This is a genomic window from Levilactobacillus namurensis (genome assembly GCF_032197885.1).
In the GTDB taxonomy this organism is placed as follows: domain Bacteria; phylum Bacillota; class Bacilli; order Lactobacillales; family Lactobacillaceae; genus Levilactobacillus; species Levilactobacillus namurensis_A.
The window spans coordinates 1385654-1401009 of sequence record NZ_CP134159.1 but is presented as its reverse complement, the minus strand read 5'-3'; the positions used below and the strand labels follow the sequence as shown (position 1 = coordinate 1401009).

General features: G+C 51.2%; 12 protein-coding genes. 5 read left to right on the top strand and 7 right to left on the bottom strand.

The genetic code is table 11. The features are described from left to right. Window positions 1-542 precede the first annotated feature (542 nt). The 5 genes from RIN67_RS06725 to xerS all read left to right on the top strand — a co-directional run bounded on the left by RIN67_RS06725 (window position 543) and on the right by xerS (window position 4902). Window positions 543-1670: a helix-turn-helix transcriptional regulator gene (locus tag RIN67_RS06725; protein WP_264998837.1), complete on the top strand. Its 1128-nt coding sequence runs from the start codon at window positions 543-545 to the stop codon at window positions 1668-1670. Further along, window positions 1657-1881 carry a PLDc N-terminal domain-containing protein gene (locus RIN67_RS06720; protein WP_264998836.1) on the top strand — a complete coding sequence of 75 codons (225 nt, stop codon included), beginning with the start codon at window positions 1657-1659 and terminating at the stop codon, window positions 1879-1881. Before RIN67_RS06725 ends, RIN67_RS06720 begins: the two co-directional genes overlap by 14 nt. Continuing rightward, entirely contained in the window at window positions 1874-2800 is a 927-nt protein-coding gene (locus tag RIN67_RS06715) for an ABC transporter ATP-binding protein (protein ID WP_264998835.1), read from the top strand. Before RIN67_RS06720 ends, RIN67_RS06715 begins: the two co-directional genes overlap by 8 nt. A 196-nt stretch (window positions 2801-2996) precedes the next feature. Then, window positions 2997-3536 carry an ABC transporter permease gene (locus RIN67_RS06710; RefSeq protein WP_313872913.1) on the top strand — a complete coding sequence of 180 codons (540 nt, stop codon included), beginning with the start codon at window positions 2997-2999 and terminating at the stop codon, window positions 3534-3536. A gap of 301 nt (window positions 3537-3837) precedes the next feature. Beyond that, window positions 3838-4902 carry a tyrosine recombinase XerS gene (gene xerS / locus RIN67_RS06705; RefSeq protein ID WP_264998833.1) on the top strand — a complete coding sequence of 355 codons (1065 nt, stop codon included), beginning with the start codon at window positions 3838-3840 and terminating at the stop codon, window positions 4900-4902. A gap of 204 nt (window positions 4903-5106) precedes the next feature. On the opposite strand, the gene RIN67_RS06700 is transcribed toward xerS, so the two are convergent. The 7 genes from RIN67_RS06700 to RIN67_RS06670 form a co-directional block, all read right to left on the bottom strand. Continuing rightward, a complete protein-coding gene (locus tag RIN67_RS06700; RefSeq protein WP_034544788.1) occupies window positions 5107-5235 on the bottom strand; it encodes a hypothetical protein in 129 nt (42 codons plus the stop codon). Between the two features lie 153 nt (window positions 5236-5388). Further along, the gene (locus tag RIN67_RS06695) at window positions 5389-7587 is read right to left on the bottom strand and encodes a Tex family protein (RefSeq protein WP_264998832.1); all 2199 of its coding nucleotides are present in this window, start codon (window positions 7585-7587) and stop codon (window positions 5389-5391) included. Window positions 7588-7724: 137 nt separating this feature from the next. Then, entirely contained in the window at window positions 7725-8576 is an 852-nt protein-coding gene (locus RIN67_RS06690; protein ID WP_264998831.1) for an alpha/beta hydrolase, read from the bottom strand. Window positions 8577-8806: 230 nt separating this feature from the next. Beyond that, window positions 8807-9634, bottom strand: a complete 828-nt coding sequence (locus RIN67_RS06685; protein WP_264998830.1) for a DUF2399 domain-containing protein — start codon at window positions 9632-9634, stop codon at window positions 8807-8809. Next, window positions 9627-12767: a chromosome partitioning protein ParA gene (locus RIN67_RS06680; RefSeq protein ID WP_264998829.1), complete on the bottom strand. Its 3141-nt coding sequence runs from the start codon at window positions 12765-12767 to the stop codon at window positions 9627-9629. The genes RIN67_RS06685 and RIN67_RS06680 overlap by 8 nt, the downstream gene beginning before the upstream one ends. After that, on the bottom strand, window positions 12736-13782 hold the full coding sequence (locus RIN67_RS06675) for a hypothetical protein (protein ID WP_313825965.1): 1047 nt from the start codon (window positions 13780-13782) through the stop codon (window positions 12736-12738). The genes RIN67_RS06680 and RIN67_RS06675 overlap by 32 nt, the downstream gene beginning before the upstream one ends. Continuing rightward, window positions 13782-15287 (bottom strand): hypothetical protein, encoded by a 1506-nt coding sequence (locus RIN67_RS06670; RefSeq protein WP_264998827.1) that lies wholly within the window; start codon window positions 15285-15287, stop codon window positions 13782-13784. Before RIN67_RS06670 ends, RIN67_RS06675 begins: the two co-directional genes overlap by 1 nt. Window positions 15288-15356: the final 69 nt, after the last annotated feature.

Sequence of the window (15356 nt, the reverse complement as noted above, 5' to 3'; positions counted from 1 at the left end):
CGTATTATTCCGGCGATTTCGAGCGTTTATCCATGACGATTACTTGCTGGGCGGTAATTAAATCGGCGTAAATTTGGATTGTATTTAGGGCGTTGGGCTGCTGACTCAAAAAAATAATGATGCCGGGTTCTCTTGGATTTTGGATAGAAGTTCTCTTTAAGACTACTTTCATTAAAATGTGGATTTTAAAGATACTTCTATATTGAAAAATAAATGCGATACGGACTGGCTTAATGTTACCAACAATCCAGTTTACGTCAGTACCGTTCCTCTGGTAGTCCAGCCCTTATCAACCAGAATTTACACATCTCCCTGGCCTCTGTATGAATTTAGGGATTGCGATAGGCTCTCTGACCTTTTTGAGAATCATCTAAGCATGCTGACCTTATTGACCTAAACGTCTCTCCTACCCCCAGGTTTTATTGATAGATTTAGAAAAGTATCGTGTTAGTTGATTTATACGGTGGTTTGTTGACAACCACTCCATATACTTTTCCCTAGACTCCCCTATAATTAGTGATAAGAAAGGAGTTGGTATGATCATGGAGGTCAACATTGGACCAGTCTTGATTAACCAGCGTAAGCAGCATCACATTACGCAGCAACAATTAGCTGACTTTGTTGGGGTCTCGAAAGCCGCAGTCTCTAAATGGGAAACCGGTCAAAGCTATCCCGACATTACGCTTCTCCCCAGTTTAGCAGCGTATTTCAATCTGCAGATTGATGATTTACTAGACTATGAACCACAACTCTCCACTTCAGAGATTCAAAACATCTACAATACCTTGAAAAAGTCGTTTACCACAGAATCTGGCGAGGAAGTTTTGACGAAACTACGTAGCCTGATTCGACGGTACTACGCCTGCTATCCCTTTATTCAACAAATGGGGTTATTGATTCTTAATCATTTTACATCCCTACCGGGTAAGGATGCGGCAGATAAGCAAGCACGCTACGTTGCGGAGGCTCGTCAGCTTTTTATTCACGTCCGTGAAAATACGGATGATACCACCCTGAAACTTAATGCGCGTAACTTAGAAGCTTACACCCTCATTTTATTACACAAGCCCCAAGAGGTTTTAACTTTACTGGGAACGGCAACCCCTACGTACCTTCCCGCAGAGAATTTGATTGCAACGGCGTATCAGATGCAGCATGATACCGAGAAAGCTCAGGCGGTCTACCAAAGTGCCATGTATCAGCACGCTAGCGTGGGAATGAATTACTTTACGAATTACTTGACATTGTTGACCGCAGATTCGGCTAAGTTTACTGAGACGTACCGTCGGGGACAAGCCTATGCGGAGGTCTTTAAAATGGCCACGCTGAATCCCTTGGTTTACCTGAACTTTCTGCTGGCAACCATTATGGGATTAGCCCAACAGCAGCAGACCACCATGCTTTTTCGGGTACTGACGCACTACGTTAACGTCTTAAGCCGCACAGAGTTTCCACCAATCTTGCATGGGGATGCGTACTTCGACCAGATTGATGATTGGCTGGACAACCTCGATAGTGGGCACCAGACGCCGCGGAATGCTACGATGGTGCAACAGCAATTAGTTGACATTATTCAGCAGGATCCCACTCTAGCAGCTTACCGGAATGACGAGCGTTGGCTCCCTTTAGCCCGAAAATTAAAGGAGGTAGGTCAACATGGACCTCAATGAAACACAATTCTTAATCGATTATTGGCCAACCTTACTACCCGTCGCCATCTTGGAATTAGGCTTGATGTTTGCCGCGTTAAAGCATATCTTTCAACACGCACGGTACCGCTTCGGTAATCGCGTGATGTGGGTGGTTATTGTGGTTGTCTTCCAGATTATTGGTCCCGTTACTTACTTTACCTGGGGGAAAGGAACTACGAGCGATGAGTGATAGTGATCTCTTAACGCTGCACCATCTTCAAAAACGTTACGGCTCGCGAACCGTATTGCAAGATTTAAACTTTAAGATTCCACGTGGTTCAATCTTTGGGTTGGTGGGCGCTAACGGTGCTGGTAAGACGACCACCATGCGGCTGATTCTAGGACTGGAGAAGGCCGATGCTGGGACTATCTTGATTAATGGTGAAAAGGTCCACTACGGTCAAACCAAAACGAACCGAATGACCGGGTATTTACCGGACGTCCCTGCCTTTTACGACTATATGACCTCACGAGAATATTTACGCCTATGTGCCGACCTGACACACGTCACTAATGCCACGGTCAAGATAGAGAACACGTTAGCCCTAGTTGGTTTAGAAGAGGTGCATCACAGAATCCATGGCTTTTCTCGGGGGATGCGGCAACGTTTGGGGATTGCCCAAGCGTTGCTTAACGATCCCGAACTTTTAATCTGCGATGAGCCAACTAGTGCGTTAGATCCGGCTGGACGAGCGGCATTTTTAAACCTCCTTTATTCGCTGAAGGGCCGAGTGACCGTGCTCTTTTCAACTCACATTCTTAGTGACGTTGAACGTATTAGTGATTATGTCGGAATCTTACACCATGGGCGTCTGGCTGCTTGCGATACCCCAGCCCATTTACACGCAACGTACGGCCGACATCAAATGGCGTTAACGTTTGCGACTGTAGCGGAAACCCGCCGGTGTGCCACGCACTTCCAGGCGCCATGGCACGATTGTACGGTCACCATAACGTATCAGGGAAGTTATGTTGCTGAGGCTCACCAGGTTTTTCAAGACTTACTGGCAGTAAAATTGATGCCGGTAAGTCTGCGGCGGGTTGACCCGACGCTCGACCAAATCTTTATGGAGGTGACGCAAAATGAGACCCCTATCCGTGTTCTTTAAGAAAGAACTCTTGGAGACCTGGCGGACCCGGCGATTTGGGATCTTGACCGTAGTGTTTCTCCTATTTGCGTTAATGAGTCCGCTAGCTGCCAAGCTAACTCCTGATCTTTTACGATTAAGCCTAGGAACGGCCGTTAAGCTACCGCCCCCAACGTCGGTTGATTCTTGGACCCAATTTTATAAGAATATTTCTCAAATGGGCATCTATATCATCGCAATTTTGTTTGGGGGAACCGTGAGCCGTGAACTCGCCGGCAAAACCTTAGTAAACCTGGTGACTAAAGGGCTTCCCCGGTGGGCAGTCATTATCGCCAAGTATTTGTGCTTACTCAGTCAGTGGCTAGTCGTTATGGCTGGCGCATTCTTTACCACCTGGGGATACACGACCTTTTACTTTTCCAATCGTCAAAGTCCCCATCCAGTTGCGGCCTGCTTACCGTTATTAGTCTTTGGGGCCTTCTTTTTAGCAGTTGTCCTGTTCGGTTCTACTTGGGGACGCCACACCTATGAGGGATTGCTATTTACTTGCCTAGTGATGGCAATCTTATTCCTGGTGAAGCTTTTAAAACGAGCCCATAACTTTAACCCTGTCTCCTTAATTGGTGATAATGTCGCCATTCTTCAGGGGAATTTGTCTCTAACAAAGCTGTTTCCTGCTATGGGCGTAGCGCTAGGCCTGACCTTAATTTTAATCGTCAGTAGCGTGGTCTTGTTGAATAAGAAAGCTTTAGTCTAGCCTCATTGGCTAACAAAAAATGCCCGCCATTCCTACGAATGGGCGAGCGTTTTTAAAATCTAAGAAACTCCGGCTTGCTAATCAATTTCTCTGAATCAGGTTATTAGCATCTCTTAAACTCTAATGAATGACTATACAGGGATGGTTGGCAAAAGTCAACCCCTTTTATGATGTTTATTGGTAATTTTTCTAGTTAACGATAGTCGCTATCTTTTGCAGGACACAGCTAAGCGATTGCATCATCAGACATTATTCGGTATGATAGAGAGTAATCAGAACATATGTTTGGAGGCCTGCATCGATGGAGAAGCAACACTATTTAAAGCTCATTGACGAGGAACTCGCCAGTGCCCCCTGGTTCGTTCAGGAATATTACCAGGCCAAGGCGACGATCCCCCTATCCCCCGCTACGCTGTATCAATATCTGACGGAGTTTCGCCGCTTCTTTAACTGGCTGATTAGCGAAGGTATCGCATCCGTTAGTCGACCGGCCGATATTCCGCTAGAGCTATTGGCCCATTTAAAGAAAGAAACGGTCGAGTTATACAAATCGGCGCTGTTAAACCAGACTAAGCTAACCGGTGCGCCCGGTAGTCGGTCCCACCCGACCATTAACCGCTCGTTAAACGCCCTCTCGTCGCTTTTTAAGTACCTCACTGAGGATACGGAAGACGAGCACGGCGAAGCCTACTTTGACCGTAACGTGATGCACAAGATTGCACTGGTTCGCACCAATGAGACCTACGCGACCCGAGCAGCCAACCTAAAGACTAAGTTGATGCTGGGAAATACGGATCACGACTACTTAGACTTCATTGACCACAAATACGAGAAACGGCTGACACCCGCCCAACGGCGCTACTTTAAGCGTGATAAGCTCCGGGACCTGGCCATCAACGCCCTATTACTGGGAAGCGGTCTACGGGTCTCTGAAGCGGCGAATGCCGACCTTCGCCACCTAAACCTAAAAACGCAGACGATTGGGGTCGTTCGAAAAGGTGGCCAACGCGATACAGTGCCCATCGCACCTTGGACCATCCCCTATATCCAAGCGTACGTCACGCAGCGCCAAGCGCTCTACCACGCCGCCAAGGATGACCGGGCCCTCTTCTTAACCATTTACCGGGGACAAGCCTCACGCATGCAGGCGAACACCATGGAAAAAATGGTTGCCAAATACTCAGCGGCATTCAAGGTACGAATCACCCCGCATAAGTTACGGCATACGTTAGCGTCTAAGCTGTACCTAGCGACGAAAAACGAGCAGTTGGTAGCCACCCAGTTAGGACAAAACTCAACCACCGCCACGGGGCTATACACGCACATGATTGACGAAGAACAGCGTAACGGGTTGAAGAAACTTTGATGTGAATCGTCACTTATAGTGCCCAAGCGTCTAAGCGAATTTAAAAATCGTAAAGTAAAGGCATCTTAAAATTTCAAGCATGATCAAAAATCGCTCGCTTCTCTTCACAGAGAACCGGGCGATTTTTAGTGACGAATTATTGAATTGGCGACCCCTTTTTTCGAGTAGCCCGGGGTCCCCCGTCTGATCAGGGCTTAGGACGGCTTACTTATTGAAGATTTTTGGTCCCTTGCGCATGTTCTTACGATCGTTTTTTGCAACGGTCTTTTGCTGGTTGTGGCCGTTTTGTTTCTTCTTTTCGATGAGGGCCATCATTTTTTCCTTTTGAGTCATGTAATTGTCACCGCCTTATGGAGTTATCGAGAGTGATTCTGTAAACATCAATCGAAGACGCTAAATTTACAGGGTGCTTCCCATCATAACAGATTAAAGAATCCTTGCAATGGGAAGTCCTGGTAACCGGTGACGATGATCAGCCACGCCTGCCTAGTCCTGCTGCGCTTGGCGCATGGTCAGCTGGATTCGTTGACGCTGTTCATCCACGCTAAGGACCCAAACAGTTACGATGTCCCCAATGGTCACCACGGTGCTGGGGTCACTCACAAAGTGATCGGCCAGTTGTGAGATGTGCACCAAACCATCCTGTTTAACCCCAATATCCACGAACGCCCCGAAGTCGACCACGTTCCGAACGGTTCCCTGGAGTTCCATCCCCGGTTTCAGGTCGGCCATCGTCAAGACGTCTTGGCGCAACAGCGGTGCCGGCATACTATCCCGCAGATCCCGTCCTGGCTTACTCAGGCCGTCCAAAATATCTGCGAGGGTCGCCTCACCGATACCCAAGCGTTGGGCCCACTGTTGCCGGTTCAACTGCTGTAAGTAGTGGCGCAAGGTCGGCGTCCCAATATCAGCGGGAGTCGCTTGTAGGTCCGCTAACAGGCGTTGGGTGACGGGGTAGCTTTCCGGATGGATGTCCGTATTGTCTAGGGGATTGCGTCCCGTTAAGATCCGAAGGAAGCCAACTGCTTGTTGGTAGGCCTTGGGACCCAAGCGTGGGACGGCTTTGAGTGCTTGACGGTCCGCAAAAGCGCCGTTTTGGTTACGGTACGTCACGATGTTTTTCGCAGTGGTCGCAGTCAGTCCTGAGATGTGGGTGAGCAACTCGGGACTGGCCGTGTTGACGTTGACCCTGACTTGGTTGACCGCCGTTTCGACGACGCGGTCCAATTGGGCGTCGAGGGCCTTTTCGGGAACGTCGTGTTGGTATTGGCCGACGCCGATGGCTTTCGGGTCGACTTTGATCAATTCCGCCAGCGGGTCCTGCAGGCGCCGCCCAATACTAACCGCTGACCGTTCTTCCACGTGGAGGTTCGCAAATTCTGCCCGCGCGTTCTCACTTGCGGAATAAACGGAAGCCCCCGCTTCGTTAACAATGACGTAGTAGACGGGGTGATTCAGCGTCTTTAGAATTTCACTGACGAATTCTTCAGATTCACGGCTAGCGGTCCCGTTACCGATCGCAATCATTTGGACGTGGTAGTCTTCTAGGAGCTGTTTGAAGGCGGGACCGGCCGCGGCGCGTTGCTTTTGACTAGCCGGCTTATGGGGATAGATGACCTGCTTGGCTAAAAACCGGCCGTTGGCATCCATAATGGCTAATTTGCACCCCGTTCGGTAAGCGGGATCGAATCCCATGACGACTTTACCCTTTAGTGGGGCCTGCATTAAGAGGTGGTAGAGGTTGTTCCCAAAGACTTGAATGGCGTGGTCGTCGGCCTGTTCGGAAAGTTGCCGGCGTAGTTCCCGTTCGATGGCGGGACCCAAGAAGCGTTTGTAAGCGTCGGCGAATGCAGCGGTGATTTTCGCCACGGCGGGTCCTTGGTGCTGACCGACTAACCGAAAATGACCGTACTGCAAGATGGATGTAGGATCAACGGCGATGCCGACCGATAAGACCTTTTCGCGTTCGCCCCGGTTCATAGCCAGAATTCGGTATGGTGGCACCTGTTTGAGGGCTTGCTTGAAGTCGTAATACGTGGCATAGACCTGTTGCTCGTCAGCCGTCTGGGCGCCACGTTTGCGTTTGCTGGTCAACTCACCATGTTGCCGGGTGTAGTGCCGGATCCATTCCCGAAAGGCCACCTGTTCACTGAACGTTTCGGCTAAAATCTCGTGGACCCCATCCCAAACGGCAGTCAGGTCGGGTAATCCCTTGTCTGGCGCGATGAACGTCGTGGCTTTGGTGTCTAGTCCACTAGCCGGGTACGTTAACAGCCACTTAGCCAGTGGCGTCAGTCCCGCTTCCCGGGCAATGGTTGCCTTAGTCCGTCGTTTTTGCTTATACGGCAGATAAAGGTCTTCGACTTGTTGTAAGGTCGTCACTTGGGTGAGCCGTTGCTTGAGCTGGGCCGTTAACTTCCCCTGCTCTTGAATCAACTTTAAGACGTCTTGGCGCCGTTGATTGAGCTTCATCAAGCGCTGGGCCTCATCTTCGATGTCGCGAATGGCCACTTCGTCCAAGGTTCCGGTCCGTTCTTTTCGGTAACGCGCGATAAACGGAACCGTGTTGCCCTCATCGAGTAGCGTCAAAACGGCTTGAATCTGTTGGACCCGGTATTGACCGAGTTGTTGGTGAACTGGCCCGGCCAAATTGACCAGGCGATTTTCTGCTTGTGTGGTTGCCATACAGTCCTCCATGGTTGAAATGTTGGTTAATTCTTGTGGTGATACGACATCTAAAAGTATACCATGATGTTTTAGGTTAGGGCGTCTAGCTGGCTGGATACGACCGTTAATCGCAACATCCCCCTTGGCTTTGACGTTTAACGGTCCCAGAGAAATTGAATCAACAGGCGATCGACCTGCGCGTTATCGTGGAGCTTGCTATGTTGGGCCTTGGCGCCCACGATTCGGTGCTCTTGGTAGGTCGCCGCACGCTGCTTAACCAGGTACTTAAGCGACTGAGACGAGGCGTTGCTGACGCGTCCATCAGAATGGGTGCCATTATTTAAATCCCCGAAGATGTTGAGTACTTGAACCTGCCGCGGGAATCGTTGGCGAAGTGCCAGCAATTGTTGATAGTTATGGTCCATTTTGTTGGGTTTCCCCGTCGCCGATAACGTCATCCGGTTAGGTTCGTCGTTGACCCCCAGAATGCCGTTGAAGTGGCCGGCAATGTCGATCTCTTTTTGGAGTTGGGGTAAATGCCGATTTTGACCGTTCGCCAGTAGGTAGTAGACGATGGCCATGTTCCCCATCGAATGGCCGACGACGTTAAATTTCGTCACGTGGTAGGACTTCTGCAGGCCAGTAATCACGTGTTTGGCCCAGGTAGCATCCTGGGGGTAATCGCTGTTGCGGTTGTCCGTGAATTGAACGGCGACCAGGGGATGATGATCTCCCGGCTTAAACTGGCCGCGCCAAGTGACGTGGCCGTCTTTGGCTACGGTAGCCCGCAGAACGGTACGGGTTACTCCGGCCGACTTAGCAGCGTTGATCATATGCATTTCGGCATTGGCACTGCTACCGTACCCGTGAAAGAAAAGTGTGGGAACGTAGCTGGCGCCATAGCTCTGGTGGACATCTTTGGCCGGTTGAGTGCTAGCCCGGCTACACCCACTTAATATCAATAGTCCCATGATGAGACTGAACCAAATCCCCTTTTTAAATCGCATGTTATCTCCCCTTAAACAGTATCTGATTTTGGCCTATTTGCGATGAGCTTTTCTTCCATGATAACTCATTACTAGTTTTTCCAGGTCATCGCGGTTTGACCAAGTTCGGCGTAGCGGGGATGCTCAGTTTACAATAAACCAGGGCAGTCTCGCGACCTAATCGATTGGGAGAACAAGTAATCGGATTCTCTAAAAGTAGCGTCCCTCAATTTAAATGAGGAACGCTACTTTTAGGACTCAAGTTTAGGTGCGTGTTGGGCCAACCAAGCAGGAATCAAGTCTTCGTAAGCGGCTATCAACTGTTCTTGTTCCACGAACTTACCGAGCGTGTGAATGGAAGTCAGGGCTTCCTGTAGGAGCGGCGTTTGGACAGTCTGCTGCTTAGTTCGCTTGGTATCCGGCTTGCCATATTGAACCAGCCATGCGAAGACCCGTTGCGGCAGTTGTAACGCGAAGAGTTCGTCAGCCGGGACTTGGGGGATGAGCCGTTGGACCCGCTCCGCAATTTGAATTCCGGGACTATCTAGGTCGCCCAGATACGTCACAGCCACCCCGCGATGAACTAACCGCTGTAATAAGCGGTTGGCGGTACTGTTAAAGTCATTACCGGCTTGGTCGATTAGTGGCCAGTTCGGATGCCGGTGATGGAGCCACGCAAAGACCCCATTATTTTCGATCATAACCGCGCAATTGGTCATTAAAGGGAAATCGGCCATGGCCGAGACCTGCCAGGGGTTAAGTGTTAGTGGTTGTGGGAGATCCGTCTGGAAGAGATTAACACAAACAAATGAGTTCCCCACAAGTTGTGCGCTAAGTTCGTGAACCGGATGCTCGGCTAAACAGTTGGCCAGCGCCCACTGGTAGTAGTGATAAATGGGCGGATTCTCGTGTGCATCGCTGAGAGTGTGCGCTGTAAAGCCAGCATTGACGGCTTGTTGCCCACGCGGCGGTAACAAGTGGTCCGCCGCGATTTGAGCAAACAACGGTGCTAACCGATTGGCATCCAGCGGGGCTGGGCGGTGTGTGGCGTGCTGGTAGGCCGCTAGAAAGTCAGTCATGGGTTCTCGCCTGCCAAACTAAGGCCGGGCGAACGATGTTTTTATGGAAGCGCCCGTCTTCTTGCGTAGTCGGTGCAATGACGTCATACGCGATGTTCTCAACGCCGTCGGCTAAAACCTTATTCTGGGCGCCACTAGGCATGGTCGCGATAAAGTTGAAGCCAAAGTGGTCGATGGTCTGCGCAAACGATTTAGCTGTTTCGGGATCCAATTTGTCCGCAAATTCGTCAAACATGACCAGGTGCGGCACGTCGGCTTGGCGAGACCGTTGCAGGATCATCTTGGGAACCAGTAGCAATGGCAACACCATCGCCTGAGCTTTTTCCGCCCCGAATCCGCCAGATTGAACGAACTTATCGTCGACTTCTTCGAATGCATCCACGGGACTCTGACGACGATGAATCCAAATCTTGAACTCGGACCACTGCCGAATATCCAGCAACTGGTAAGCTTCATCCATGAACTGGTCATCATCATTCGCAATCGCCACGTCACTGGCTAGCTTGGTCAACCGCTTTTCGACTTCTGCGGTCAGTGCTGGCCGTTCCGTCAGGTGGGCATCGCAAGCTTCATCAATGACGGCTTGGTCCACGTTGACGGGGGCTAACGAAATCTTGAGCCGAATTTCTTGGTCGCCACGAACGCCCCGCGCCAAGATGTCGTTATAACCATCGATAAGGCGATATTGATCCGCAATCTGGTGAATGGCCGCCCCCAAGTAAGCGCGTTGGGCCACGTCATTACCGGAGACCGTTTGGGCTAAGGCATTGGCGACAGCTTGTTCGTCAGTTGCTAGGAACTCTTGAGCCTGGTTAAGGTCGAACGCGACCACCCGGAACCCTAAGTTTCCCCGTTCCACGGCATGTTGTTGCCGCATGGCGCTGGCAATAGCATCGTGGCCCCGTTCTTCAAATAGACTGTCGAGGGCATAGCGGTCCACCCCGTTCTCGTCGTTGCGATGAATCAAATGACCAATTTGATTGGTCAAATCACTATAGCTATGACTGCGCACCTCACTCCCATGACTCTTGACAAAGGCTAAGGCGGCTGTGAGGTCGGCCAGTGGTTCGGCGTCTGACGCGTAAGGTCTTAAATCGGCTAGACCGGCCTGACCATTCGCGGTTAACTGATCCAAGGCTTGTGTATGGGTCGTTAACTGTTGGTGATTGGTCGTGAGGTTGGCTTGATAAGTCGCCAGTTGCTGGCTTAAGTGTTGTTCTTCTGCCCGATACTTCTGGAAGGTTGCCCGGGCGGTGGCCAACTTTTGATCAATTTGGGGATCTAAAACTAATTCAGTCAATTGCTGTTGAAGGTGTTGCAGGTCGGCTTGAACCGTTGCCATGACGAAATCACGGAAATCGGTGGCTAAGGTCGATTTGGTTTGGTGAACCTGATCAGTCGCGTTCTTTAGATGAATCGCTAGGGCTTCTAGTTGGCGGTGGCACGTTGCCAACTGGTCTAAGCAATCGGCCAGGGCATGCGAATTCGCCCGTAACGCGTCGATTAGGTGAATATCCGCCAGATAAGCTTTTAAGTCCGGATGGTCCCGCAATAAGGCGACTCGTTGCCGTTCTAACTCATCGAAGCGGGCATTCATCTTCGCCGCCCCGGCTGCGTGGACCTCCCGGTTGTCCGCGTGGAGGCCTTCGCGGAAGCGACTCACCAGGGGACCCTGAGCCCGGTGATCGATTCGCTGATCAAGACTCGTTTGCATGTCCCCCACGATTTGAACGTCTTCGCTAAGGTGTTGCTGATTTTCCTGGATGTCTTGGTACTGTGTTACAAGCCGTGCCACATCCCGGAGGTAATGTTTGAGGTCTTGGCTTAGTTGCTGGTCATCCGTCGCCGTCATGACATCTAATAGTGTTGGCATCCCCGCCGTTTTGGCGGCTAATTTAGCGCGTAAAGGCTCTAGTTGGGTCTGCCTAATCGTGGCTTGCTGTTGCGTCAACGTCGCCTGCTGGTCCTTGAACGTCTGGAGGGACGCCTGCTGTTGGGCCAATCGGTCCGTTAGTCGGCGATAGTGCTGCAACCGTTCCGTAAGCAGGTTGAACTCATTTTGCAGGCTTTTCCGCCGTGCCTTGAGATCATCTTGAACGGCCTTAGCCTGAACGTAGTGGCTAACGTCGGCATCTGCTTGTGCCATTAAGGGCTCGAGGTGGTGCAACTGTTGTTGGGCAGCTTGCAACTGTCGTTGAATCTCTTCGCGCTGTTGCTTAAGGTGGGTCAATTGCGTAACGGCCTGGCTGTATGGTTTTAAGATGATTTCCTGAAACCGATTCAGATTTCGCCAGAAAATTTGGGCTTTTAAGCGTTTTAACCGGTCTTGTCCCCGGACGATCCGTTCGTGCAACGCATTGGTTTGGTTGAGTTGGCGTTGGGTCGCGGCGACGTTCTCAATCACGTGCCGGTCAATCCCCTCCTGGGCGTTCTTTAGCGCCGCCTGGATGGGCGTAAAGCGGGCGTTACCGGCAGTCAAGATGGGGGAAGCTAATAACCGATAAGCCGTTGCTAACTGATTCAGACTCTCCAGGCGGGTGAACCCATAAACGTGTTCCGCGGCATAGCTACGGTACCCCTCGACCTGCGTGAAGACGTGTAGTTGGTCGCCCCAGGCAGCGTTGGCCGCGATGAAGGCATCTTTTTCCAGGCTGTTGCCTTGCTCATCCGTGGTGTTTAAAGTCATGGGCGTTTGGAGATCGGGGTTAATGGCGATAAACCACCAAGTCGGTTTGCGGTGTTCCCCCACTGCCCGGTGAGCCCCCAATCCCATGATGACTTGACGCGTTGCGGATTGGAGGACCATATAGGTATAACCAGTACGTACCAGCATCGCGCTTGGGCCCCACCCCAGTAACATGCTATCGAAGTTCCGCGACTCCCGGGAGCTATTGCGGGCACTTCCCGTTTTGTCGAGACGGTCCGTCCCCTTTGCCGGATTGAACGAAGGTGTGGCGATGGAACCATCCACTAGCATAGGAAAGAAGCAGTTGGCTAAGGTGGTCTTCCCGGCGGCATTTTCCCCCACCAGAGTTAAATTTCCTTTAGCTGAAGCCTCCAGATCCAAGTGTAAATATTTATTGAAATTACGTAGGTGAAAACTAACGGGTCTTAGGGTCGTTGACTGAGTCATATTCAGTTTCCTCCTCTGATTGGGTTTTAGCCATGAAGCGGGTCGCTAAGGGCGTCGGGGTCACAAAGTCGGATTGAATCGTGACGAGTCCTAAGTCGGTCAGGGCTTGTTTGACCAGGGTTAAGTTAATGGGATAGTTGGGGAGCAGAACCGCCGCGACTTGTTTGATCTTCTGATTCAATTTCTCCAAGGGAATGCCAACGCCAATCTGACGGGCCAATGCGATGGCCACGACGGTTGGTTTAGCCCGACTAGGCGTACGTGTGTGGTCCAAAAGTAAGGCGTAGTCATCCCCAATTTCTAAATCAAACCGGTCCAGCTCGGCCCACTGCTGGGCGATTGCTTGGCGGTTGTCTTGGAGCACTTGCCATAATTGGGGAGATGTGGTGGCACGGTTCAGCGAGCGCTTGATCAGCAGGGCGCGATTCAGTCGTTGGATAGCGCTCAGCGGCGGCATGGCCTGCTTTTGCCTAAAATGCGTGACCACCGTCTGGGCGAAGCGATTGATCTCGGGGTCGATGTCCCAGTACTCGGTGATTTCTTGGTCTTGATCGACGGGAGTATATTCGGGTACGTCGGGGATGAATAATTTAAACCGATCGACAAACAGAGCCGTGATGAGCCGGTGAATTTCACGTTCGTCGAGCGTAGTCACCTCACTATGCACCTGGCGGACGACGGTCTGGGTCAACACGGCGCGGTCCGCCCGGTTTCCCTGTAATTCGGGGATGTTGATCACCGCTTTTAGCGTGGCTAGTAAGACATGGACCGTTTCGGCATCTTCCTTTAGTGGTCCCAGTAACCAGACCAGATTTTCTTGATAATTTTCCGGAATCGTTCCTACCAAATTTTTCAGGTAACCGTTGATTCGTTGTTGCGTCACCGTTCGTTTTAGGGCCATGACGGCCTCCACCGTGGCTTGTGGGGTTCTTGGCGTCAGGGTACTGGTGAAGACTCCGCGGTCAATTAGTTGATTGATGACGAAGCGTTCGCTCGCGTGTAATTTTGTCACCATTACGCTTCCTCCTGACTTTGGAAAGTGACCTGAAAACCACTGGGGAGTTGGACACTGAACCGTTCATCGGCACAATGTAACCAGATCGGACCGGTCTTCGGCAATGCCGTTACGGCCTCAACGGGGCGGCCAAACGGCGCGAAACTCTGATAATGGTCGTATCCGGTGGCACTATACAGCCGCGCAATCTCATCGCGGGCCACCCGGGTGGTTAGTTCAAGGTCGTGGTCGACCGTTCCGTGCAAGGCGTCGTGCATGACCAGGTGCTGGAATTCTAAGAGTCCTGCCTGACGTCGCTCATCCGGGTGGTCATCTTCCGCTACGAGCGGGTTATCTGCTGCAGTAGCGACCGATCGTTGGTGCGTACTCGCCAGGTACTTGACTGGCCCCATGGTGGTCGCGTTCAAAAGATCGCTGGGATCCGATACCAGCCGGTCTTGCGCCAGATGGTGTGGAATCGGACGGGGCAACGTCAGCGTCTGGTAATGTGCCAACAGGTCGTCTAGTTGGGCGGTCAGTTGCTGAATATCCACGGTTTGGCTCTGAATATGGTCGTATTCTCGGCCAAGCAATTGAATGGCGGCTAAAATGGTCTCTAGGACCATGTAGATTGAATCATAACTGCTATCAATTGCGCTGGCCGTCGGTTCAAAGCTGGCTGATAGCGTCTGTAAGTGGGCCTGAACGTACGCCCGGTCTTGTTGGAACTGGACGGTCAAAGCCGCTTGATCGTCGATGGCCCGTTCCACTTCCAGACTATCGCGCCCCTGCCGGCTGCGAGCAACCTGTTCAAAAAAGGTCGTTGAATTCGCTAGTTCTTGGACTAACGGCCCTTGATCCGTCAGTCGTTGAAAAGCGGGAATCGCTTTGGTCTTTAACATCTGCTGTAGCTGATCAGCGGCCCCACTCCCGTGATTGAAGGCTAGGTCGTTGGCTAACTCGTCTAGGTCTTGGTCGAGCTTATGCATCCCCTTCATCACATCACTATAGGCCGTTAGCATGTTATTGAAGTCGTTATACAGTTGGGTATCAGTGCTATCTAAATCTGGGCGTCCCAATTTTTGGACCAAGGTACAGTATTCATCGATGCGGGCGATGTTAGCCGTCACCGTGCTTTCAGCATCCAGTACCTTGGGCATTAAGGTCAAATATTCAATGCCACTCGGTGTGATTCGGTAAACGGGCGCCTGCTGTAGGTGGAACGCCCCACTTTGCATCCGCATCCGTATCTTACGCGGTGAGACTTCGATGAGGTGGGCCGAATCACTTAAAACGGCTAAGACGTTCTTGAGAATCACGTCGGATATGGGACTCTCGTTGGTCGCAGTATCCAGATAATTCGTATTGTATTGCTGACTAAGGTAGTTGAAGGTGGGCGTTGCGCCGGTGTTCCCATGATCGCCGTATAAAATTTTAAGAACATTCCACCCAGCTAAGGGGTGATCACGACTACGGCCGAGGTTCATTGCCATCAGCAATTGGGTTAGCTTAGTATTGGAGTTCATCGTCTGTGACCTTTCTTGGATTAGAATACATCTAGTATATTTTATAATGACGGCAGCTTCTAGGTTAGT